Origin of the sequence: Flavobacterium artemisiae, assembly GCF_042678225.1 — a bacterium.
In the GTDB taxonomy this organism is placed as follows: Bacteria; Bacteroidota; Bacteroidia; order Flavobacteriales; family Flavobacteriaceae; genus Flavobacterium; species Flavobacterium artemisiae.
In genome coordinates, this window is sequence record NZ_JBHUDZ010000012.1 from 507,719 (window position 1) to 531,623 (window position 23,905).

At 31.9% G+C, this 23,905-nt stretch carries 23 protein-coding genes; 10 read left to right on the forward strand and 13 right to left on the reverse strand.

Features of this window, described 5'->3' with window-relative positions; translation table 11 throughout:
- Positions 1 to 10: 10 nt before the first annotated feature.
- The gene (locus ACFSC2_RS12920) at positions 11 to 799 is read left to right on the forward strand and encodes a DNA/RNA non-specific endonuclease (protein WP_379815013.1); all 789 of its coding nucleotides are present in this window, start codon (positions 11 to 13) and stop codon (positions 797 to 799) included.
- Here ACFSC2_RS12920 and rpe read toward each other — a convergent pair.
- The 7 genes from rpe to ACFSC2_RS12955 all read right to left on the reverse strand — a co-directional run bounded on the left by rpe (position 776) and on the right by ACFSC2_RS12955 (position 10,410).
- Positions 776 to 1,438 (reverse strand): ribulose-phosphate 3-epimerase, encoded by a 663-nt coding sequence (rpe, locus tag ACFSC2_RS12925; RefSeq protein ID WP_379815012.1) that lies wholly within the window; start codon positions 1,436 to 1,438, stop codon positions 776 to 778. The two genes, ACFSC2_RS12920 and rpe, sit on opposite strands and share 24 nt — an antisense overlap.
- Before the next feature lie 398 nt (positions 1,439 to 1,836).
- Positions 1,837 to 2,700: a sigma-70 family RNA polymerase sigma factor gene (locus tag ACFSC2_RS12930; protein ID WP_007804760.1), complete on the reverse strand. Its 864-nt coding sequence runs from the start codon at positions 2,698 to 2,700 to the stop codon at positions 1,837 to 1,839.
- 145 nt (positions 2,701 to 2,845) lie between these two features.
- Positions 2,846 to 4,561 (reverse strand): hypothetical protein, encoded by a 1,716-nt coding sequence (locus tag ACFSC2_RS12935; protein WP_379815011.1) that lies wholly within the window; start codon positions 4,559 to 4,561, stop codon positions 2,846 to 2,848.
- Positions 4,549 to 5,730 (reverse strand): DUF4249 domain-containing protein, encoded by a 1,182-nt coding sequence (locus tag ACFSC2_RS12940; protein WP_379815010.1) that lies wholly within the window; start codon positions 5,728 to 5,730, stop codon positions 4,549 to 4,551. Before ACFSC2_RS12940 ends, ACFSC2_RS12935 begins: the two co-directional genes overlap by 13 nt.
- A 6-nt stretch (positions 5,731 to 5,736) precedes the next feature.
- A complete protein-coding gene (locus tag ACFSC2_RS12945) occupies positions 5,737 to 8,469 on the reverse strand; it encodes a TonB-dependent receptor (RefSeq protein WP_379815009.1) in 2,733 nt (910 codons plus the stop codon).
- A gap of 19 nt (positions 8,470 to 8,488) precedes the next feature.
- On the reverse strand, positions 8,489 to 9,208 hold the full coding sequence (locus tag ACFSC2_RS12950; protein WP_379815008.1) for a hypothetical protein: 720 nt from the start codon (positions 9,206 to 9,208) through the stop codon (positions 8,489 to 8,491).
- Between the two features lie 239 nt (positions 9,209 to 9,447).
- Positions 9,448 to 10,410, reverse strand: a complete 963-nt coding sequence (locus ACFSC2_RS12955; protein WP_379815007.1) for a hypothetical protein — start codon at positions 10,408 to 10,410, stop codon at positions 9,448 to 9,450.
- Between the two features lie 104 nt (positions 10,411 to 10,514).
- Here ACFSC2_RS12955 and ACFSC2_RS12960 point away from each other — a divergent pair, with 104 nt between their 5' ends.
- The 3 genes from ACFSC2_RS12960 to ACFSC2_RS12970 all read left to right on the forward strand — a co-directional run bounded on the left by ACFSC2_RS12960 (position 10,515) and on the right by ACFSC2_RS12970 (position 12,654).
- The gene (locus ACFSC2_RS12960; RefSeq protein WP_379815006.1) at positions 10,515 to 11,591 is read left to right on the forward strand and encodes a fatty acid desaturase family protein; all 1,077 of its coding nucleotides are present in this window, start codon (positions 10,515 to 10,517) and stop codon (positions 11,589 to 11,591) included.
- Between the two features lie 204 nt (positions 11,592 to 11,795).
- A complete protein-coding gene (locus tag ACFSC2_RS12965; protein WP_379815005.1) occupies positions 11,796 to 11,966 on the forward strand; it encodes a hypothetical protein in 171 nt (56 codons plus the stop codon).
- Positions 11,967 to 12,063: 97 nt separating this feature from the next.
- Complete coding sequence (locus ACFSC2_RS12970) at positions 12,064 to 12,654, forward strand: hypothetical protein (protein WP_379815004.1); 591 nt, start codon at positions 12,064 to 12,066, stop codon at positions 12,652 to 12,654.
- Between the two features lie 97 nt (positions 12,655 to 12,751).
- Here ACFSC2_RS12970 and ACFSC2_RS12975 read toward each other — a convergent pair whose 3' ends face one another.
- The 5 genes from ACFSC2_RS12975 to ACFSC2_RS12995 form a co-directional block, all read right to left on the reverse strand.
- Positions 12,752 to 14,887 carry a polyribonucleotide nucleotidyltransferase gene (locus ACFSC2_RS12975; RefSeq protein ID WP_379815003.1) on the reverse strand — a complete coding sequence of 712 codons (2,136 nt, stop codon included), beginning with the start codon at positions 14,885 to 14,887 and terminating at the stop codon, positions 12,752 to 12,754.
- Between the two features lie 180 nt (positions 14,888 to 15,067).
- Complete coding sequence (rpsO, locus tag ACFSC2_RS12980; protein ID WP_099710550.1) at positions 15,068 to 15,334, reverse strand: 30S ribosomal protein S15; 267 nt, start codon at positions 15,332 to 15,334, stop codon at positions 15,068 to 15,070.
- A gap of 160 nt (positions 15,335 to 15,494) precedes the next feature.
- Entirely contained in the window at positions 15,495 to 16,397 is a 903-nt protein-coding gene (locus ACFSC2_RS12985; RefSeq protein WP_379815002.1) for a TonB family protein, read from the reverse strand.
- Between the two features lie 64 nt (positions 16,398 to 16,461).
- On the reverse strand, positions 16,462 to 17,136 hold the full coding sequence (locus ACFSC2_RS12990; RefSeq protein ID WP_379815001.1) for a toxin-antitoxin system YwqK family antitoxin: 675 nt from the start codon (positions 17,134 to 17,136) through the stop codon (positions 16,462 to 16,464).
- A 33-nt stretch (positions 17,137 to 17,169) separates the two neighbouring features.
- A complete protein-coding gene (locus ACFSC2_RS12995) occupies positions 17,170 to 17,625 on the reverse strand; it encodes a GAF domain-containing protein (RefSeq protein ID WP_379815000.1) in 456 nt (151 codons plus the stop codon).
- A 71-nt stretch (positions 17,626 to 17,696) separates the two neighbouring features.
- Here ACFSC2_RS12995 and xrtF point away from each other — a divergent pair, with 71 nt between their 5' ends.
- The 6 genes from xrtF to ACFSC2_RS13025 all read left to right on the forward strand — a co-directional run bounded on the left by xrtF (position 17,697) and on the right by ACFSC2_RS13025 (position 22,457).
- Positions 17,697 to 18,233 (forward strand): exosortase family protein XrtF, encoded by a 537-nt coding sequence (gene xrtF, locus ACFSC2_RS13000; RefSeq protein WP_379814999.1) that lies wholly within the window; start codon positions 17,697 to 17,699, stop codon positions 18,231 to 18,233.
- Positions 18,223 to 18,669 carry an exosortase F system-associated membrane protein gene (locus tag ACFSC2_RS13005; protein ID WP_379814998.1) on the forward strand — a complete coding sequence of 149 codons (447 nt, stop codon included), beginning with the start codon at positions 18,223 to 18,225 and terminating at the stop codon, positions 18,667 to 18,669. Before xrtF ends, ACFSC2_RS13005 begins: the two co-directional genes overlap by 11 nt.
- A gap of 46 nt (positions 18,670 to 18,715) precedes the next feature.
- Complete coding sequence (locus tag ACFSC2_RS13010) at positions 18,716 to 19,114, forward strand: HYC_CC_PP family protein (RefSeq protein ID WP_379814997.1); 399 nt, start codon at positions 18,716 to 18,718, stop codon at positions 19,112 to 19,114.
- A gap of 118 nt (positions 19,115 to 19,232) precedes the next feature.
- Complete coding sequence (locus ACFSC2_RS13015; RefSeq protein ID WP_379814996.1) at positions 19,233 to 21,239, forward strand: TonB-dependent receptor plug domain-containing protein; 2,007 nt, start codon at positions 19,233 to 19,235, stop codon at positions 21,237 to 21,239.
- A gap of 64 nt (positions 21,240 to 21,303) precedes the next feature.
- Positions 21,304 to 21,645 carry a heavy-metal-associated domain-containing protein gene (locus tag ACFSC2_RS13020; RefSeq protein WP_379814995.1) on the forward strand — a complete coding sequence of 114 codons (342 nt, stop codon included), beginning with the start codon at positions 21,304 to 21,306 and terminating at the stop codon, positions 21,643 to 21,645.
- 131 nt (positions 21,646 to 21,776) lie between these two features.
- A complete protein-coding gene (locus ACFSC2_RS13025) occupies positions 21,777 to 22,457 on the forward strand; it encodes a DedA family protein (RefSeq protein ID WP_379814994.1) in 681 nt (226 codons plus the stop codon).
- A gap of 207 nt (positions 22,458 to 22,664) precedes the next feature.
- Here the strand turns inward: ACFSC2_RS13025 and rodA are convergent, their stop codons facing one another.
- On the reverse strand, positions 22,665 to 23,900 hold the full coding sequence (rodA, locus tag ACFSC2_RS13030) for a rod shape-determining protein RodA (RefSeq protein ID WP_379814992.1): 1,236 nt from the start codon (positions 23,898 to 23,900) through the stop codon (positions 22,665 to 22,667).
- Positions 23,901 to 23,905 lie beyond the last annotated feature (5 nt).

A 23,905-nucleotide genomic window follows, 5' to 3' on the forward strand; every position in this document is an offset into this window, starting at 1 on the left:
ATATAATATTATGAAAAGGTGTATAGGTTTGATTGTGATTACTTTGGTTTTGTTTTCGTGCAAAAAACAAGAAGATATATGGAATGAAAGAGTCGAATCTTATAATACAGCTGCTGATTTTGTAGAAAATAAAACCACTGCAGATTCTTTATACACGGTTCAGTATCTTCCGACTTCGACAACTAAACAAATTGTAAAGCATCAATATTATACGCTTTCTTACAATGAGAAGTTTGAACAGGCTGAATGGGTAGCGTATGAATTAAAAAAGGAATATTTAAAAAATAATAATTTTAAAAGACCATATTTCATTGAAGATCCGAAAGTAACTACAGGTTCCGCAGATTGGAGAAATTACAAAAAATCGGGTTATGATAAAGGGCATCTTTGTCCTGCGGGAGATATGGAATTTAGTGAAGATGCGTACAACGACACTTTTTATACTTCGAATATTTCTCCGCAACAAAAGGAATTTAATTCAGGTATTTGGAATAGGCTAGAGCAGAAGACACGTTATTGGGCTGAAAAATACAATGATATTTATGTTGTTACTGGCGGAATTTTGAAAGATTCAGACAAAAAAATAGGAACAGAAAAAGTTGCTGTTCCTAAATATTTCTATAAAATTATTTTAGCTAAATCTGGAAATGAACACAAAGCCATCGCCTTTTTGGTTCCAAACGAAAAAAGCGACAAATCGATTTATGATTTCGTGGTTCCGATTGAAACTCTGGAAAAAATGACCGGAATTGATTTCTTTCCAAATTTGAAAAACTTAAAAAGTAGTAAGGCTTTTTAATGCTGCAATGGTTTTAATTTGATTTTCGGCTTTAAAAACAAAGCTTCCGGCAACTAAAACATCAGCACCAGCTTCAACTAATTGTTTTGCATTTTTGCTGGTAACTCCACCGTCAATTTCAATAAGCGTTGAAGCATTTTTACGCGTGATTAAAGCTTTTAGTTTCTTTACTTTATCATAAGTGTTTTCTATGAATGATTGTCCGCCAAAACCAGGGTTTACACTCATAATACAAACAAGATCAATATCATTTATAACGTCTTCCAGCAAATCAACGTTGGTATGTGGGTTCATTGCTACTCCAGCTTTCATTCCTTCTGCTTTGATAGCTTGAAGGGTTCTGTGTAAGTGTGTGCAAGCTTCATAATGCACAGTTAACCCATTTGCGCCCAAATCAGCAAAAGTTTTAATGTAACGGTCAGGATCGACAATCATTAAATGTACATCGATATATTTTTTTGCATGTTTAGAAATAGCCTCTAAAACGGGCATTCCAAAAGAAATATTAGGAACAAAAACTCCATCCATAATATCGATATGAAACCAATCAGCTTGACTGATGTTAATCATTTCGACATCGCGCTGTAAATTGGCAAAATCGGCAGCAAGAACAGAAGGTGCAATAAATGTATTTTTCATTGTAGTGTGTTGTTTTTTTACAAAGATAAATTTTTTATAATTTGGATTAAAATTTAACCGCAAAGAGCGCAAAGAATTACGCAAAGTTCACCATCCAAGAAAATATGCACGCAAAGTCGCAGAGGCGCAAAGTTTATTACTTTTTGCGACTCTGCGTCTTTGCGAGATTCTTTAAAAAAAAACTTTGTGTGCTTTGCGCAATTCTTTGTGCTCTTTGCGGTTGAAAAAAGCTTTCCGCTAAAAAATAAAAAACTCCGGTAATCAGCCGGAGTTTCAATCATCAATCAAAAAACGAACAGTCAATCAAACTGTTGTTTGGGGTAAAATTCCAAATTATAAATACCAAATCCCAATTGGAATTGGAATTTGGGATTTTAAACATTGAAATTTAATATTGTTTATCCTAAGTATGTTTTAAGGATTTTACTTCTAGAAGTGTGTTTCAATCTACGGATTGCTTTTTCTTTAATCTGACGAACACGCTCACGAGTTAGGTCGAAAGTTTCACCAATTTCTTCAAGAGTCATTGGGTGTTGATCGCCAAGACCAAAATACAAACGTACAACATCTGCCTCTCTTGGCGTTAATGTTTCTAAAGAACGTTCGATTTCAGTACGAAGAGATTCGTGAATTAATTCTCTATCTGGATTTGGAGATTCACCAGAACGTAAAACGTCGTAAAGGTTAGAATCTTCTCCTTCAACAAGAGGAGCATCCATAGACAGGTGACGTCCAGAGTTTTTCATAGACTCTTTTACGTCGTTAACAGTCATATCAAGTTCTTTTGCAATTTCCTCAGCAGAAGGTGGACGCTCGTTAGATTGCTCTAATAACGCGTACATCTTGTTGATTTTATTGATAGAACCAATTTTATTTAATGGCAAACGTACAATACGTGATTGTTCAGCTAATGCTTGAAGAATCGATTGACGAATCCACCATACAGCGTAAGAAATGAATTTGAAACCACGAGTTTCATCAAAACGTTGAGCCGCTTTAATTAAACCTAAGTTTCCTTCATTAATTAAGTCAGGAAGAGTTAATCCTTGATTTTGATATTGTTTAGCTACCGATACTACGAAACGTAAGTTAGCTTTTGTTAGTTTTTCTAAAGCTCTTTGATCACCGGCCTTTATTCTTTGTGCTAATTCTACCTCTTCATCAGCGGTAATTAGGTCAACTTTTCCAATTTCTTGTAGATATTTATCTAACGATGCAGTTTCACGATTGGTTACCTGCTTGGTGATTTTAAGTTGTCTCATGTTGTTGTCTCCCTATTTTTAAAGTGTACAAATGGTTATACGTAAAGAGTATCGAAAAAGTTACAATTTGGGACAAATTATTTTAAAAAAAATCCAATACTTTTTTGAGTATTGGATTTTTTATGTTTCAATTTATTGGAAATCATTAATTTAAATTATTCTCAGATACTTCGAAAAAATCTCTAATAAATACAGGTTTACCGCTTTCTGAAAATCCTTCTAATACAATTTCAAATTTTCCAGATACATCAGAAGTATTAAAACTGAAATTTGAATTCTTTAAATTTACCTCAGGATTCCATAATAACTGATGTCTGTAATCAGGAATTCGATCATTTTTATCAGCAGTGTAATCTGGCTGATAATATAATTTTTTATTCTCAGGGCGTAGAATACTTGGCTTTATTATGAAATTGCCTTTTGAAGTTGTTTCAAAGTTTCCATCTTTAGTGGTTAAGATTATAAGACCGCTAAATGATTTTGATCCATAATAATAAATGCCTCTCACAACATTTATTTTTTCCACTTTTCTCGGATTATAAGCAAACAATTCATTCAAATCTTCAATAACAAAACCATCAGCTACCACTAAAACAGGAAGACTTGATTCGTAATTTGGATCGTAATCATAAACATGAATCGAATAGCCAGTTTTTGTTTTAGAATGTTCTACTCCTTTTAGTATTTCGGTAAAAGTTTCAGACATTGTCTTGAATCTAGTATAATCATCTAAAACAAATTCTGTTGATAACGAACCATAGAAAGGAACGCTGTCTTTAGGATTTAAAATACTGTCTTTTTTGATATTATAATAAGCGTTTTCAATTTGGCTTGAAACCAATCTTTCGGTAATATTATTTTTAAATTCAGGGCTAAACTGAGGTGTTGAAAATTGCAGGTTTGAAAAATCTATAGCAACAGGTTTGTCTACTTCGATTGTAAAATCTTGTTTGTTTTCTTCTACAACTTGGATTATAATATTCGCGCCGGCATTCGATTTTTCTAGATTAAAAACAAAGTGACCGTTATCATCTGTTTTGGTAAATTTTAATTCTGGATTTTTATCAATAATAGAAAAAGCAATTTTTTTGTTTTTAACATCAGAAGAACTAGAGGTAATTTTTCCTGAAATTAATTCACCTCGGAGCTCCGGCATAAAGAAATTACCGTTTCTAATTTCTGAATTTCCTTCTGTTTTGGCTTTAAATTCAGATTTGTTTTGAGATAAAAAGCCATCCGCTTTTCGAACAGAAATCATATATTTTCCATTCAAAATATCTTGAGATTGTTGTTTTATTCCAAATGATATTTGTTGTCTGGTTTGATATTTTTTTGTTTTTAAATCAAAAGAAATATTTGAGTCTGTTGTTGCTTGATCTGTTAGAAGTTCTTTTTGAATTGTTGGATAATTAGGGGTTTCCTTATAAGGGTTTACAATATAAAGATCTAAATTGAAAAAGGATTCGATGTTCTTATTCAGCATCCAGTTTGTATATCCGATCAATTTATAACTTCCAGTTTCTAACGTAGTAGGCAGAAAGAAATCGCCATTTCCAGTTCCATCTTTAAGAAATACTTTATGTATGAAAACACTTTTTTTATTGCTGTCTACTAACTGTATGTAAGCAATTTTACTATGAGTTTTTGTACTGTTTGTGATATTGTCAATACAGAAAACTTTATAAAGCACAGTTTCTCCAATTAAATATGAATCAGAATTTGTGCTTACATAAATTGACTCGTTCAGTTTTTTGTCAATTTGATTGAGTTCTACCAATGAATTACTTTTTTGAGCAATTGAGATTTGCCCAAAAATAATCATTAAAGCTGTTGTAACAAGGGGTTTGATTAGTCTATCCAAAATGATGGTTTTATGTTAGATGCATAAAAAGTACAGTCGCCGCATTGAATGTCATATAGAATAAAGCCAGTTCCTTCTGTAGGATAATAAACTTTAGTTCCAGTTTTTACTAAATCTATTGCGACAGCTTGAGAGAAAGAGTAGAAAATGTACTGATCTTGTTGGTCTTCTGGTATAGGCACAGGGCATTCATATGGATATGGCGGGCTAGGCAATTTTGGAAATATATCTGAAAAGTTAAAAAATAATCTTTTTTCAGAATAAGTAGAAACATTGAAGAAACCAATAACTTTCTCAGTAGGATTATTTACTGCTGTTATATTACCATAGAAAAAACCTGGCTGAGTTTGAGATAGAATGCTTCCTGAATTTGATATTTGTTGTAATGTTTCATAATAAGTCTGTGCCGCTAAATTTTGAACGTATTGTTTTACCAAAATGCTGTATCTGTTTTTTATTGTGATATCGGTACTGCTTATAAATCTGACAGGAAAATTAGTTACTTTATCTTCACTTAATTTGCTGGTATTTGTAAGTAATAATTCTTTTGATGTGTTGTAGAGAAAGCATGTTCTTGCTTCTTCTACACGATCAATTAATTGAATTCTGTTATTGACAATAATTGCCTTTTGTGGATAATATTTTGGTGCTACAACTGTGTAAGCTTCATCGTATTCATATCTGTAATATTTTGATGAATTAGTTGGGTCAGTACTATTTACTGTTATTTCTACGCCAACCTCGCCATTTTTGGTAACAGCATTTGCCTCCAAATTATCAATTTGAGTTTCTTGAGGCATTTTTTCAGTTGTTGAAATATAATTCTTGCCTTCTTTTGTTAAAATATGCAACTGATAATCTCTTCCAGCAACAGCTTGAAATTCACTAGTTGATTTGTATTGACCAGCATTTTCTTTATAATCATATCGATTGCCTTGATTGTCTGTTACATAAACGACTGCACCTTTTTCAAAATTTGGTGTGCTTTCTTCCAAAGTATATGTTCTGGAAATTTTAATAGTCTGGTATTTATATTGATTTGTCAATGTTGCTTCTACCACAATCAAATCTTCAAATTCATTAGCTTGATAAGTATATGGAGTTGTGCACCCAAAAAAGGATGCCAGTAATATAGTTAGAAGAACTCTAAAAAGTATGATTTTTTTCATGACTATTTAAAATTTAAAGTTATAAGTAATAGTTGGTATCGGAACGGCAAAAATAGAAGTCTTATAAGCTTTTATTTCGCCATTTTTGGTCACGAAAAATATAGAGTACGGATTGTTTCTTCCTAATAGATTATAAATCGAAATATTCCAGAAGCTGTGTGCCAGCTTTTTAATTTTGTGATTTCCTTCAATATTTAAACCAACGTCAAGTCTATAGTAATCCGGTATTCTAAACTTATTACGATCGCTATAAAGTGTATATTCGGCGCCATTATAATAATATTTCCCAATCGGGTACGTAATAGGTCTTCCTGTCTGATATACAAAGTTAGAAGAAAAACTGTAACGCTTTGTAAATTTGTAGTTTAGAACAATACTTACATCATGAGGTTTGTCAAAATTAGTTGGAAAATAATCCCCGCCATTTACTTTTTCATCATTAAACTGACTGTTTAATTTTATAAATGATCTAGAATAAGTGTAACCAATCCATCCATTTAATCTTCCGTACGATTTTCTTAAAAGAAATTCAATACCATATGCTTTTCCGTCACCTTGTAATAGTTCTGTTTCTAAATCTTGATTTAAGAGAATTTGAGATCCTACTTTATAATCTAAAATGTTTTTAGATGTTTTGTAATATCCTTCAACACTTATCTCTATATCCTTATAATCTAGTTTTTTAAATATACCCAATGAATATTGAATACCACTTTGAGGTTCAACATTAATATCAGATAATTTCCAAGTGTCTGTAGGCGATTGAGTTGTATTATTAGTTAATAAATGAATGTATTGATAGTTTTTATCAAAGCCAGCTTTCACAAATAAACTTTCATCAAAAATATAACGTAAACCAACTCTAGGTTCAAATCCGCTGTAGGTTTTAATCACTTCATTATTGTTGTAATGTTTTTCTTCAACAACAGTAGATGGTGTTTTTGGAACTCCATCCTCATAAATTTTTTGATTAGATTCTCCTAAAGCAGCATAAATTGAATATCTAGCTCCAACATCAAGCAGTAATTTCTCTGTTATTTTATATTTGTCAGAGAAAAATACGGCCGATTCTAATCCTTTTTCTTGTTCAACTTGAATAGGATCGACTAACGAATTAGATCCAGGAATTAATTCTCCAGGATTTACTTTGTATAGTTTACTTGTAAGTCCGTAAGTAAATTTATGACTTTTGCCTAATTCGCTGTTGAATTTTAAATGTCCCTGAGTCTCATCTATTTTATATTTCATAATAAATGATTCAGGATTAGCAGAACTATAATTTACACTGAATTTATATTCGCTATTAGTAAAATTAAGTTCGCTGTTATTTTTTTCGTTAAACGAATGTTTCCATTTTAAAGAAACAAGATGGTTACTATAGGTAAAAAGAGAATCAGGTGTAATATTGTAATTATCTTTACTAAAATATCCAGATCCTTCAATCGAATTATTTTTATTGATTTTGTGTGTATATTTTGCATACAAATCATAAAAAGAAGCCTTGCTGTTTTTTAAATTTTCATCATCAATGGCTTTTAAAATCCAATCAGAATAAGTCGCTCTTCCGGCGACTAATAAGCTGGCTTTTTCTTTTACGACTGGTATAGAAGCTGTAAGGTTGCTCGTTACAGGACCAATTCCTCCTTCTCCTGAAAATTTTTCAGTATTTCCATTTTTCGAAACAATATCAAATACAGACGAAAGCCTTCCTCCATATTCTGGCGGAATTCCTCCTTTGTAAATATCAACTTTATTGATTGTGTATGGATTTATAGCCGAGAAAAAGCCAAAAAGATGCGATGGATTGTAGATAGTTCCGTTATCTAATAACATTAAGTTTTGATCTTCTTTTCCTCCTCTAACATTAAAACCTGAAGAACCTTCTCCTGCTGTTTTTATTCCTGGGATTGTTAAGGCAACTTTTAAAATATCGCGCTCTCCAAGAACAAGAGGAATAGTTTTTACTCCTTCGGCTTCAATTGTGGTTACTCCAGTAATAGCAGTTCTAATATTTTGACTGTTTTTACCTTTTACAACAACTTCGTCCAGTTGATTAATTTTTTCAATAATAGTAAAGTCCAAAGTACCGTTACTGTAAATCATAATTTTTCTAGAAGCATTATTGTAAAGAATTGATTCTACTTCTATTGTACTCAATCCTGTTGGGATTTTCAAACTATAAAAACCCTCTGCATTTGTTACCGCAGTTATAGCAGTATTTTTTACTTTAACATGAATATCTGCTAGAGGTTTTTGATTTTTTAAATCAGTAATATGTCCTGATAATGTATAAAAATCAACATCAGAGTCAACAGCTTCTTTTCCAATTAGTTCTACAGAAGGGGTGTTTCCGGGCTGTTTTTTCTGTAATGAATCGTATTGTTGAAAAAACACGGGCGCATTAGAATTCTTTGTAGTCGAAACTTTATCATAAATCACACTATTTTTAGTTAGGATGATTTTGTTTTTGTCGATAAAAAAATTAAGCTCAGTATCGGCAAATACTTTAGATAAAACATCTTGAATGCTTTTGTTTTCAAAATTGCCGCTTATCAGGACTTTTTTATCAATCCATTCGTCTTGAAAGTAGAATTTAAAACTTGTTACAGTTTCTATCTTTTTTAAAACTTCAATTCTGTTGATATTACTGTAACTGATTGTAATATTATTTTGCTGGTCTTGTGAATGTAACAAATGGTTAAAACCTAGCAAAAGTAAAAGGAGTGTAAATATTCTCATTGCGTAATTTTTCCAGATTTTAATTGTTAATATACTTGATAAGATTTTTTATAAACAAAGCCGGATCCTGTTTTTTCAAGCTTTTGTACATAAAATAATAATCATTTATTTTTCTTTTACTTTCTGGAAATAATGCAATGATTTCTTTTTTATCATTGATTAAATGATACTTGTTTTCTTTTAAAAGAACAAATTCATATCGCGGTATAAATTGAATTAGATCGCTTTCTGCTTTTTGATCCTTTTTTTTCTCTTTGTAATATTTGATATAAAGTAAAGAGTTACCGTTGGTTAAAGCCTCTTCGTAGAATCCGCCCTTAAATAAGAATGTATTTAAAGTTTTTAAGTTTACAAACTTCTCATTATTGATGGTAAAATTTTCGACATTATCTTTAATTAAATTGATTTTTGTCGTATTCGCTTCGTCATAAGGATTTAAAACCAAATCGTCTTTATAAATGTCATATTTTAGAAGTACATCAAAGTAGTTTTGATTGTTGTATCTAACATTGCCTTTTCTGAAGTTTTCGGTAAAATAATAACGATTCTGGTTCTCAATTGTCTTGTCAAAATTGAGATGAGCTGCTCCATTTTTGATGTCTAAAGATTCTATTCCTAGATTTTTATCAAACCAATTGTAAATTTCGGTTTCTTTAGAAGTTTGACTTCGTAAATGATAATTGTTTAAGAATAACCCAAAGATGAACAAATAAATAGAATTTCTTTGTAAAGTTTTCAACACAATGGTGGATTTATTTAGATTAGTTTTGGTAAGAGCCAAAAATATATAAAAAATGTTAAAAACAGTATGTATGAATGTTAAAATGTAATAAAATGTTTATGATTTGCTTAAAAAAGCTAAAATCAATTAAAAAAACACTATTCTTAAGATTATGCAGTTAATTTTTGAGAACTGGAAAAAAACTGATGCAATTTTTTGACTACGGAGTAAAGTAAAAACGTACTAAACATCACTTTTTAGAATAATAAATCGACCTGAGAGTTTAGTTTTTCCTGATAATAATCTATTTTTCTAAGCATTCTATTGAAGAATAAGTTTTGTTCTTTGATTCCAGATTGTCCCAAAGGTTTTGAATTGATGATCTGTTGTTCAAAAAACTGATGAACATTTTTACAGCTGTCTCCATTGTCAGTTATAAAATAACCTAATAAAGTATAAGGAACAAACATAGTAAGTTTCTCATCAGTTTTTAACAGCATATTGTTGTTCAAAAGAATTAATTCATTGTAAAAAATCGCAAAATTAGAATTTGCGTTGTTACATTTTTCCTGAATTAAACCTATGATTCTCTTTAAATCTTTGCAAAGCGCATTGGCGCTTTTTAAATTCAAAAGTCCGGCTTCATAATAGTAGAGAATTTGCTGTAAACTGCTATTAATGGTGGTGTCGTTCCATACTTCATTTACGATCACATTTTCATAAGTGCTTTTTATTTTGTGCATATGTTCTGAAAATGATTCGTCAATTACAAAATTCTCGAATGCTATGTTTTTTTGTTCTTTATTTAAAAGATTCAGCCAGACATATGCCTTGAATTTTGATAATATCGTTCCATCCATAAAATAGAACAATGGAATATCTTTTGCTGAATAATATAATATGGTATTCGATTTTCGAGTTAACAATGCTATTTGCTCCGCCGATGATTTGAAATAATGAAGCATATCTTTTAATGTCTCTATTTCAATTGTCTTTTCTACGATTACCTTTTCTTTTTCCGAATATAAATTATCAAGCGAAATTTTAAAATGATCTGCTAATCGAATTGTTTCGTCTATCGAAAATTTACTTTTTTCAGATATTCGCCTGTATGAGGCATCGTAGCTTATCTCCAAGACAGAAGCGATTTCATCAATTAATGAAACCGAATTAGGAATTTTACTTCGTATGGCTTTTAAAAACTGTTGTTGATATTTCATAATTTGTGATAATCGCAAATTTAATAATTTATTTTATTGTTTTAAGCAAATCTGTCTGTGATTATTGCAATAGGTTTGTCCTGTAAATACTAAAATATTTTTTTATGAAAGCTAAATATTTCAACAAATCAGAAGATGAAAAGGTATTCTTTAATACTTTGAAAAATAGAGTACACAAAAAATTAGAAGGCAAAAATGTTTCGTATGGAGATTTAAGATTTTGGTTTAAAGGTCTATTTTGGACACTTGTATGTTACGCCAGTTATTCTCTTTTGTTTTTGGATTCAATAAATAAATTAAGTTTTTGGATTTCGTATGTAATTTTTCAACTTTCAGGCTTATTAATAGGTTTTAGTTTTGGTCACGATGCATCTCATAATACAGCATTCAAAAATAAAAAAGCAAATTCCATACTGCATTTTTTTAGTTTCCTTACTGTTGGTATAGACCCGCTTTTATGGGGACTAAGACATATTCGTTCACATCATTTATACGCAAATGTAGAAGGCAGTGATATTGATATCGATAAAAATCCTTTTTTAAGATTAAGTCCAACACATACTTGGAAACCCAAACATAAATATCAGGCCTATTATGCGCCCTTTGTTTATATGTTTACTTTACTGCACTCCGTTTTTATGAGTGATTGGGTGTATTTATTTTCAGAAGAATATGATTGGATGAAAAGAGGTGTGTCTAAGGCTGGACTGTATTTTAGATTTTTTATCTATAAAGTATTCTATTTTATGCTTGTACTGGTTTTACCATTACTATTTGCTGATTTTTCGTGGAGTTTTATTGTGATTACTTATTTTACAGCTAGTGCTTTTACCTCTTTGGTTTTTATTATAATGCTTGTCGGAACTCATTTTTTTGATGGAGCAGATTATCCACAGCCCGAAGGAGAATTTCTAGAACATACCTGGGCGGTTCATCAATTGTACACCAGCTGTGATTGGAATGCAGATAAAGGCTGGGCAAGATTTTTAAGCGGAGGTTCAAATTGTCACGCAGCGCATCATCTTTTCCCGAATATCTGTCATACGAATTACAGCGAAATAAATGAGATAATCGAAGAAACTACAAAAGAATATCAACAGCCTTATCACCATAAAACACTATTAGAAATGATGTTTTCGCATTTTAAACATTTAAATAAAATGGGGAATCCTAAAGAATAAAAATTTCTTTTTATATGAATTTCCTAAATGTTTGATTGAGTTTTTTTGTGTAGCATTTTCAGTGTTTTATGTCAAGATAAATTCGTTTAATGCCATTTTTCATATTGTGTATAGGATTCTTATGCAATTTTGGGTAACAAATTAATGTTAAACGAGGGAAGCTGAAAACTAATTAGAGTAGGCAGAAATTTAATACTTATTAAAATGGCAATTCAAATTAATGTAAACGCTGGATTAGATGCGGCAACATCAAGTGTTCAGGCATCAGGAAATGTAATTCATGTAATTACTGATTTAGAAAAAGGTACTTTTGATATTAAAGATGCCAATCTAAAAAAATTAGTAGAAAAAGTATTTTGGAAAATCACCAAATGATGCCTATCTGCATTCAGATACTCCGTGGGGAGATCTTTATAAGACTTATAATTGGCCTCAGGTACAAGTTAATCTTGTTGTCCAAAGTGCGAGTATTTTGGGTATTACATCTGAACCTCAAATTATTAATACTCAGAAGTTTTCTAATAATAGCAGTGTAAAAGGTAATTTTAATGTTGCAATTACACAACAAGTAAATAATACCAGTCAAAGCAGCTGGAGTACCTCAAATAAAATTTCAGTTGGCCAGAAAATTTCCTATAACATCGGATTTCTAGGGGTTGGAGTTAAAGGAGAAACCTCTTTAAGTTATGAACGTACATGGGGTGAAGGTGGATCTGTGTCAAAATCTGTTACAATTGGTACTTCAAGCGGAGTCAGTGTATCTCTTGATCCAGGTGAATCAATTTTGGCAGAATTAAGTGCGAGTAGAGGTGTGATGAAAGTAAGACTGGTATACAATGCTTATTTAACGGGAGTTAGTGCGGTAAATTATAATCCTACATTTAAAGGGCATCATTTTTTTGCACTTGATATTGGAGGATTGTTGCAAGCTGGCGGTATTACGAATTCTATTCAGGTTACAGAAGATATAGAAATTGGTTTCTTTGGGAATTCTGAGATTATCATAAAAGATGCAAAAGGTAAAGCTACATTGCTTTATAATTCAGCTGTTCAAGCAAAATAAGAAAATTAATAGTTTTCTTTTACAAATTTAAAAACCCCAATTCAACTAAATGAATTGGGGTTTTCTATGAATAAACCTTTAGTAAACTAAGATCTGATTACTCTTTTTTCTCCTCACGTGGAGGTCTTGGAACAAGTGCTTTTTTAGACACTTTTTCTTTTTTAGTTTTAGGGTCAACTCCTAAGTATTTCACTTGGAAAACATCTCCCATTTTAACTACGTCAGCAACGTTTTCAGTACGTTCCCAAGCCAATTCAGATACGTGAAGTAATACTTCGTTTCCTGGTGCAGCAGTATATTCAACTACAGCTCCAAAATCAAGCATTTTGATTACTTTAACTTCGTAAGCTTCTCCCATTTGAGGTTTGAAAGTGATAGAAGCAATTTTTGCTAATACCGCTTCAATTCCAGCAGGATCTGTACCTAAGATTTCGATTACACCTTGCTCGTCAACTTCGTTGATAACAATAGTTGTTCCAGTAGCTTTTTGTAATTCTTGAATTACTTTTCCACCAGGTCCGATTAATGCTCCAATGAAGTTTCCAGGAATAGTTCTTGTAATGATTTTTGGTGCGTGAGCTTTAACGTCAGCTCTTGGCGTTGCGATAGTTTCAGTAAGTTTACCTAAAATGTGTAAACGTCCGTCACGTGCTTGAGCCAAAGCTTGCTCCATAATGTCATAACGTAAACCATCAATTTTGATGTCCATTTGACAAGCTGTAATACCATCAGCAGTTCCAGTTACTTTAAAGTCCATATCTCCTAAGTGATCTTCATCTCCTAAAATATCAGACAATACAGCAAATTTCTCACCATCTGTAATTAATCCCATAGCAATACCAGAAACTGGTTTTACCATTTGAACACCAGCATCCATCAAAGCCATTGTTCCAGCACAAACTGTTGCCATAGAAGAAGAACCGTTAGATTCTAAAACCTCAGAAACAACACGGATTGTGTAAGGACAATCTGCAGGAATCATATTTTTTAATGCTCTTTGAGCTAAGTTACCGTGACCAACTTCTCTTCTTGAAGTTCCTCTAAGTGGTTTTGCTTCACCAGTAGAGAAAGGAGGGAAGTTATAGTGTAAGTAGAATTTCTCTTCACCTTGTTCAGATGGAGAATCGATTTGGTTAGCTTCTCTAGAAGTTCCTAAAGTTACTGTAGCCAAAGCTTGAGTTTCTCCACGTGTAAATAAAGAAGATCCGTGAACTCTTGGTAAATAATCAGTTTCACACCAGATTGGTCTGATATCTGTAGTTTTTCTACCGTCAAGACGAATTCCTAATTCTAAAACTACATTACGAACAGCTTCTTTGTTTGTTTTGTAGAAATATTTAGAAACTAAATCACCGTCAGCGGCCAATTCTTCTTCAGTAAATAAAGCTTTCACTTCTTCTTTTACTTCAGCGAATGCAGCACCTCTTTCGTGTTTAGCTGAACCTACTTTTGCAATAGCATAGATTTTGTCGTATGCTGCAGCTTTTACTTTTGCATAAATTTCTTCGTTTTCTCTCTCTCCTTCGTAAGTACGGATTTCTTTTTTACCAAAAGCTTCCTGTAAACGGTATTGAGCTTGAATTTGAACTTTGATAGCTTCGTGAGCAAATTTAATAGCTTCGATCATTTCAGCTTCTGAAATTTCTTTCATCTCACCTTCAACCATCGCTACAGAATCCATAGAAGCACCAATCATCATATCGATGTCTGATTTTTCTAATTCTTCTCTGCTTGGGTTGATTACTAATTTTCCGTCGATACGTGCAACACGTACTTCAGAAATTAAGTTGTAAAATGGAATATCTGAAACTGCTAATGCTGCAGAAGCTGCTAAACCAGCTAAAGCGTCTGGCATAACAGTTTCGTCGTGAGACATTAATTGAATCATAACCTGTGTTTCAGCATGGTAATCGTCTGGGAAAAGCGGACGCAATACACGGTCAACTAATCTCATTGTCAATACTTCGCTGTCGCTTGGACGTGCTTCTCTTTTAAAGAAACCTCCAGGGAAACGACCTGCTGCTGCGAATTTTTCGCGGTAATCTACCGTTAACGGTAAGAAATCAACGCCTGGATTTGATGTGCGAGCTGAAACTGCTGTTGCAAGAATCATCGTGTCGCCCATTCTAACTACTACAGAACCGTCAGCTTGTTTTGCTAAACGTCCTGTCTCGATTGTGATGCTTCTGCCATCACCTAAATCGATCTTTTCTACAAATAATTGTGGAATCATAAATTTTTTCCTTATTGATTATACAATGGGTTTTAGTTGTGTTGTAGTTGTTGTTGTGTGTAGTTGTTGTTATCTAAAACCCAATGAAAAACCAAACTTTTTTTCTTGTAATATGCTTATTATAAACAGCAGTAATTTAAAAACAAAAAGAGGCACTTTCGCACCTCTTTTCTATATTGATTATTTTCTGATATTCAATACTTTGATAATCTCACGATATCTGTTAATTTCTTTCTTTTTCAAGTAATCTAACAAAGCTCTTCTTTTACCTACTAATAGTACAAGAGAACGCTCAGTGTTGTAATCGTGACGATTTTTTTTCAAGTGTTCAGTTAAGTGAGAAATTCTATAAGTGAACAATGCAATTTGACCTTCTGCGCTTCCAGTGTTTGTTGCACCACCGTGTTGTGCGAAAATCTCTTCTTTCTTTTCTTTGCTTAAATACATTCCAATATTATTTTAATGATTTTTATGTATGTCAATACAACTTTTGTAAGACGGGTGCAAAATTAGATTAAAAAATCAAAAGAATCAAACAAAAATAAAAGAATCTTAAAATAGAATGCCGATTTTTGTTTTTTGAGTAATTTCGACTTTAATTATTGCATTAATTTGGCACCGTTAATGGTATTGCATATAATACTCTCACAGGTACACCTCTCTGTTTTCCAGGAATCCAGTTTTCATAATTGGTAATTACTCTTATGGCTTCTTCGTCTAAGCCGTATCCTAGTGATTTTAGAATTTTTGGCTCAACAATTTTCCCGTCTTTATCAATTACGAATTGAATAACCAGTCTTCCGCCTATTTTATTTGTTGCAGCTTCTCTTGTCTTTACAAAGTGATCTCCAAGATATTTATAAAAGTCGTTAATGCCTTTTTGAGGTAAGGGTTTTAATTCCAAAGCGTCATATTCTAATTCTTTTCCATCAGAATTAATGCTTTTTCCAGAAATAAATTTCCCATTTTTATAAATTTCGGTGTATTGAGATTTTGTAATTTCATTAATTCCTTTCCATTCGCCATCCTTAAGTCCTTTTTTTAAATTTCCTTTAGCGGAAGAGGTTCCCCAATCTTCTTCAAAAAAGCCGTTGCCCTTTTCTACAGTATGTTCGTTTTTGGAATTCCAAAAGTCATAGATTTTAATGTCAGAAGTAAATCCTTTTTCAGATTCCAAATATTCGCCCTTTGATCGTGGATTTCCATTTTCATACCACTCTTCAAAATCTCCGTTTAATCTTGATTTAAGATAATTTTCAGTTCTTTTTTTCTTTCCGTTTTCAAAATAGTACACATATTCACCTTCTCTGGAAAAGCCGTCTTTAGTTTTAGAATTTCCTTCCATTTTTATTGCACCTGATTTATAATAATCTTTAACTTGATATAAATCTTTTTCGGTGTAATAGTCTTTTATTATTCGGTAAGAAATATGTTTTTCTTTAGAAGCATCTTTTCCAATCGAGTCAAAATAGATAATTTTATCTGTAGAATTTTGTGAAAATATCCACATTGAAAAAGTTAAAAAAAGAAAATAGATAATTTTTTTCATTGAAGTTAATGTACTGGTGTAGATATTATTTTGATTTTAAAGGTTTTTTAGCAGGATAAGTATAGCTTACATTGTTTTCATCGGTCTTAGTTCCAGAAATCAAAATTCCTTTGTCATAATTTTCAATAAAGGTAACTTTGTTTAAACTATCTGTTCCCTGCCAAGCACCCTGTTTAAGTCCGTCTTTTATGGTTCCTTTTTGCGTTATAAAGCCTTCTGTTCCTTCATATTCTCCATTTCCGTCTGTAACAATCTGTTCTTTGTTTTCACTCCAAAAATTCAAAAGCAATGTTTGACACGTTTTAGTTTTCGGATTCCAAACATTCAGTTTCTCAGACTTTTTAGTTTGGTTTTCATACCAATTAACTTCCTTGCCTTCTTTATGATCTTCTTTGAAATTGATGACAGATTCTTTTGATCCGTTTTTAAAATAGTAAATAAACTCGCCGTCTTTTTTCAAAATATCTCGATCCAACGTACAGCCAGTCATTTTCTTTCTTCCATTTTTATAGAAGTCAGTCACAACGTAACGAATACTTTGCTGCGAATAATTCGTAATTACTCTGGTGTACATTTGATTTTCGGGTTTGCATTCACGGCTTAAAGAGTCTAAAAAGATTTTTTTAGACACCATGCCAATTTGCGCAGACAGACTAACTGAAATTATCAGAAGCAAAAATATAAAGATGTTTCTTTTCATTCAGTTCTATTTTTTCTATTAAAAATAGTTCTTCTAGAATAATTTAGCAACTTCTTGATTTACAAATTCTAAAAATCTTTCGTCAGCTTCTGTAAACGGATCAATTACGTGGCTGTCAATATCGATTTGGCCGATGTTTACACCATTAACAAATAACGGAACTACAATTTCTGATTTTACAGTAAGACTGCAGGCAATATAATTGTCTTGTGCTTTAACATCTGGTACTACAAAATTAGCATTGCTTTCTGCCACTTGTCCACAGATTCCTTTTCCAAAAGGAATAACTGTATGATCTGTTTCTGCACCTACATAAGACCCTAGGTGTAAAGTTTTAGCTTCGTGATTGGCAAAATAAAAACCAACCCAGTTGTAATATTCCACATTTTCATTTAAAAGCTGACAAACAGCTAATAATTTTCCATCTTTATCTATGTTGTTATCAGCAATAATAGCGCTAACTTTTGGTTCTAACTCTTGAAATGTCATGATATAAAAATTTTATACAAAAGTATTTAAAGCTGAAGTCAAAAAATACATAAATTTGAAAAAAAATCCCATTGAAAAAATATTTAATCCAGTTTAAACCATTCTTGATCTTTGTAGGCACCTTTTTTCTGGCTTATATTACACTGACTTTAATTTATGGGTTTTATTTAAATACGTACCAAACAAATGATTTAGATGCCATAACGGTGGTTAGCGGCCGAAATGCAGAGCAGTTAATGCACCTTTTGAATTATGATGTAGTAATTCAAAAAAATGCATTCGAACCTTGGTTAGATGTAATTTTTAATGGAGAAGCAGTAATTAGAATTATTGAAGGTTGTAATGCAGTAAGTGTCATGATTTTGTTTGTGGCTTTTGTATTGGCTTTTTCAGGAAAATTCAAAACAACTTTATTCTTTATTTTGTTCGGGATTTTATCTATTTATATTTTAAATGTGCTTCGAATAGTGCTGCTCACAATCCTTTTACATCATTATCCAAACCAAACTCATTTATTGCATGGGGTTCTTTTTCCATTAATTATTTATGGATTTGTTTTTATTTTGTGGATAATCTGGATCAATAGATTTTCGAAATATGCTAAATAAAATCAAAGAAAATAAGTTTAGAATCATTGCAGCGTTGCTGGTTATTTTTTCTTTTGCTGTAATTAGAGCTTTTGAAAATCAACTTTTTTATGATCCTTTTTTAGAATACTTCGAGAAAGATTTTAAAAAAATGCCTTTCCCAGAAATTGATACATTTAAGTTATTTGGAGGGTTATTATTACGTTATATTTTAAACACAGGACTGTCATTGGCATTAATCTATATTTTGTTCTCAGATAAAGATATTCTGAAGTTTAGCACGGCTTTATACAGTTTTTTTGGGATAATTCTTTTTGTACTTTTATACATTATACTTCAGTTTTATGCAGAAGGGAATTGGCTTCTTTTTTATGTTAGAAGATTTCTAATTCAACCTATTTTTATTTTAATTTTTATTCCAGCGTTTTATTACCAGCTGCAGTATTCCAAAAAATAACATTTATTTTAATCTTTTTTCAAGACTTTTTCAATAGTTTTGCAGTATGAATCTAAAAAAATGCACAGGATTATTTCTAGCGCTCCTATTGTTGGTTTCCAATATAGGTTTTGCTCTTGATGTGCATTATTGCGGCGGAAAAATTGCTTCAATTTCGCTGAATACAACTGTAAAAGCCGAGCCTGAAAAAAAATGCTGCGGTTCTAAAGAAAAAAAGAATTCCTGCTGTAAAGACAAATTAGTGCATATCGAGAAGAAATCAGATAATGCAACTTTTAAGTTTTTCTTCTTTCAACTAGATTTTCCTGCTTTTACAGAAAATTATAAGCCTTTAGTTTTTTCTGCGGTTTCTAATTTTAAAAACAAACAAGTCCTTTCGTATTATTCTGATGCGAATGCGCCCCCTTTATTCAAATTATACCATCAGTATATTTTCTATTCCTGATTTTAGTGTTAAGATGCTTTGCAAGTCTTGATAAGACTCTGCATATACATTTTGATTGTTTCTTTATTAATTGAAGCGTCAAAAATGTATTTCTATTTAACATTAAAATCATTTTTTTATGCAAAAAAATATACTGCTTTTAGCAGGCTTTTTGCTATCTCTCTCTGCATTTTCGCAGGAAGATTTAGATGAAGTAAAAATTACTAAAAAGAAAAAAGGAATTACAAAATCCTATACTTTAACTTCAAATACCTCTGTAATTACAAGTAAAGAACTGCTTAAAGCAGCTTGTTGTAATCTTGCGGAAAGTTTTGAAACCAATCCATCAATTGATGTTAACTTTTCGGATGCTTTAACGGGAACAAAGCAGATAAAAATGCTTGGTTTAACGAGTCCGTATTTAATGATTACCGAAGAAAATATTCCTTCAGTACGTGGTGCTTCTCAAGCTTATGGATTATCATTTACACCTGGGACTTGGATAGAAAGTGTTCAGATTACAAAAGGAGCGGGAAGTGTTATTAATGGCTACGAAAGTATTTCTGGGCAAATTAATACAGAGCTTTTAAAACCTTTAAATGATATTCCGTTTTTTCTGAATGCTTACGGTTCAACCGATTCTCGATTTGAATTAAATACTCATTTCAATAAAAAATTATCGGATAAATGGGCGACAAGTCTTTTCGTTCACGGAAATGCGCGTGTGGCTAAAAATGACATGAATGACGACGGTTTTCTGGATAATCCGTTAGGAAAACAAATCAATGTTTTGAATCGATATCAATATTATGATCCCGAAAGTGGTTTAGTAAGTTTTGTCAATTTCAGATATATGAATGATAAAAAGCAGACTGGAGAAGTTGATTTTGATAAAGATCGTGATCGCGGTACAACAAATCACTGGGGTTCAGAAATCAATACAGAGCGTTTTGAAGTTTCTACAAAAATAGGTTACGTTTTTAAAGATATGCCTTACCAAAGTATTGGTTTTCAGAACGCTTTTAACAGCCATAAACAAGATTCGTATTTTGGATTGAATTTATATGATATCAAACAGAATAGTTTTTATTCTAATTTAATTTTCAATTCGATTATCAACAATACGATGCATAAGTTTACAACGGGTTTAAACTTTACTTACGATCAATATCAGGAATTTGTAAATGCAAATGACTACAGCAGAATTGATAATTCGGTTGGGGCATTCTTTGAATATACTTATGATAATACCGATAATTTCAGTTTGATTTTAGGAGGAAGAGTTGATAATCATAACCGATTAGGATTGTTTGTAACGCCAAGACTGCATGTGAGATACAACCCGTGGATAAATGGTGTAATTCGTTTTTCTGCTGGAAGAGGAAAACGTTCTGCTAATATTTTTGCCGAAAACCAACAGCTTTTTGCTAGTTCAAGAACTTTTTCAATTTTAGATTCTAGCGGAAAAGTATACGGTTTAAATCCAGAAATAGCATGGAATTACGGTTTAAGTTTTTCGCAGAAATTCAAAATTTTCAATAAAAATGCAGAAGCAGGATTTGATATCTACAGAACCGATTTTCAGAATCAAGCCGTTGTAGATTTAATGCAAAGTCCGCAGGATGTTTTGTTTTATAATTTAAAAGGAAGTTCGTTTGCTAACAGCTTACAAGTAGAATTCAATTACGAATTAATTCACAATCTGAATCTTCGAACAGCTTACAAATATTATGACATTCAAACCGATTATTTAAGAGGAACTTTTCAACGTCCGCTTCAGGCGAAACACCGTTTTCTTGGAAACTTAGAATACGAAACGACTATGAAAAATGACAAACAATGGAAATTTGATTTCACGTACAATTGGTCGGGAAAACAGCAACTGCCATACACTGCAACAAATCCAGAAGCAGATCAATTTCCTGATTTTTCGCCGGCTTATGCTGTAATGAATGCCCAGGTAACACGTGTTTTTTCATCCGTTTTTGAAGTTTATATAGGAGGTGAAAACATCGGGAATTATAAACAAGAAAAAGCAATTCTTGGGTCAGAAAATCCTTTTGGACCAAACTTTGATGCTTCAATTGCATACGCGCCAATTTTTGGGCAGATGTATTACGCAGGATTACGATTTAAGATTAAGTAAGCAATTCAAAAAAAACAATTCAATAATATCAAATAGTATTTTTACAAACTTTAAATTTAATCAAATGAAAAAATTAGTTTTAATAGCAATAATTACTTTCTTCGGATTTTCGGCTCAGGCACAAACCAAGAAAAATAAGAATTTAAAATACACAACAGAAGTAAACGGTAATTGTGAGCAATGCAAAAAACGTATCGAAAAAGCAGCTTATGGTGTTCCAGGTATAAAAACGGCAAGCTGGGATATTAGTTCGCATCAGCTTTCAGTTATTTTGAATGAAGAAAAGTCTTCACCGCAAGATTTAAACAAAGCGATTGCGAAGGTTGGTCACGATACTAAAGAAGTTAAGGCGACCGAAGCAGATTATGATAATCTTCATAGTTGCTGCAAGTATGTACGCGAATAAGTAAATTATGAGCCCAAACAATTAGTTTGGGCTTTTTTTAATAGTTAATTTAAGTTTAAAATACCGCATTTTATTGCGGTTAAGGTAAATTATTGTTACTTTCACACACTTATATATATAAACAAATTTTTATGAATAATTTTGAATGGACCCAGTTGCTAAACCCCGAGTTTTACATTACTTTAAGTGTTGGAGGTTTTCAAATTGGTCTTTTTATTGTTTTGTTTATAGTTTTTGCTGAAACGGGACTTTTTGCAGGTTTTTTTCTTCCAGGTGATAGTTTACTCTTTTTGGCAGGTATTTACAGCCGTGATTTGATAGAAAATGTTCTTATTATTCCAAATGATTTTATAAATGTATTTCTGCTTTCAACTGCCGTAGCAATTATGGGAGTTCTAGGAAATATGACAGGCTATTGGTTTGGAGCAAAAAGTGGTTATTATTTGTTCAAAAAAGAAGATACCTTTTGGTTTAAAAAGAAATATCTTTTACAATCTAAAGATTTCTTTGAAAAATATGGTGGAAAAGCAATTATCTACGCACGTTTCCTTCCGATTTTTAGAACATTTGCACCGATCGTTGCCGGAATAGTTTCAATGGATAAAAAGAAATTCATGTTCTACAATGTTTTAAGTTCGTTCCTTTGGTCGTTTATCTTAATCTTCGCAGGACATTATCTATACGGAGTATTTTTAAAACATGATATAGATTTAAAGAAACATATCGAATACATTATCATTATTATCATCATCATCTCAACTTTCCCAGTTTTAATGAAATTGTTGAAAAAGAGACCAAATGAAAACATTTAATAAAGATAAAATAAAATAGAAAAGTCCGAAGTTGTAAAGCTTCGGACTTTTTTTATATATCATATTTGATTGTAAATGTAAAATTTTGAGCCTTAAAAGATATTCTAATTTATAATAAAACGATTCTTATTTTTAAGAGGCTTTACGACTAAAAAAGAAGCCTCAGAACCTTTGCGTCTTAGAACTTTTTAAGATAAAAACCTCAGACTACCATTCATTAACTTTATTGGCATCCATTTTAAGGAATATAAAGAGTAGAATTGTGAATCCCCAAAGTCCAGAACCTCCATACGAAAAGAAGGGCAGGGGCACACCAATTGTTGGGAAGATCCCAATAACCATTGCAATATTTACAAAGAAATGGATAAAGAGGATTCCGGAGACGCAATAACCGTAGACTCGGCTGAATTTTGTTTTCTGCCTTTCGGCTAAATAAATAACCCTAAGCAATAAACAGGTAAAAAGTAAAATAACAACAAAAGACCCAGCAAACCCCCATTCTTCACCTACAGTAGTAAAGATATAGTCGGTATGTTGTTCTGGAACGAAACCTCCTTTGGTTTGAGTTCCTTCAAGAAAACCTTTTCCAATCCATCCGCCAGATCCAATCGCAATCTCCGATTGATTGGTATTGTATCCTATACCTTTCATGTCGACAGTTTTACCTAATAGAATATTAAAACGGTCTCTGTGGTGCTGCTTGAAAACATTGTCGAATACATAATCTACAGATAAAACAAAACCTGATATTAATACTAATAATATTGCACTTAAAATGATATTACGGTCAACGGCTCTTCCTTTAAAGTGAATTATCATTAATACCACAAAAGCAATTATAATAACAACATAAGGTTCTAAAACCAGTGTTAATACAAATAAAACAATTGTAATAAATGCGGTCCAAACGTACCATGATGGCAGTCCTTCTCTGTATAAAACGAGAATAAAAGCGCTGTAAATCAAAGCACTTCCAGGATCGGGCTGAGGTAAAATCAACATTACCGGCAAAAGCATAATAGCAAGCGCCTGAATTTGCCTATTGGTTTCTTTCAGGTTAATTTGTGTATCACTCAGGTATTTTGCTAAAGCCAATGAAGTTGCTGCTTTTGCAAACTCTGAAGGTTGTAATGTAAAACTTCCAATAGCATACCAGCATCGCTGTCCGGCAATTGTTTTTCCAAAAAGAAATAATCCGGCGAGAGATAATAAAGCGACACCAAATATAATACTGGCATATTTTTCATAAAACTTACCGTCAACAAAAAGAACTACAAATATCAATGGAATTGTACAGCCAATAAAAATCAGCTGTTTTTGATAAGTCCCATCTGTTGATAAAAGAGAAGAAGAATAAATATTCAGCCATCCCAGCGTTACCAGTGCAATGTAGATAAAGACACTTATCCAATCGATATTATTTTTTACACTTTGATTTTTCATTTGAA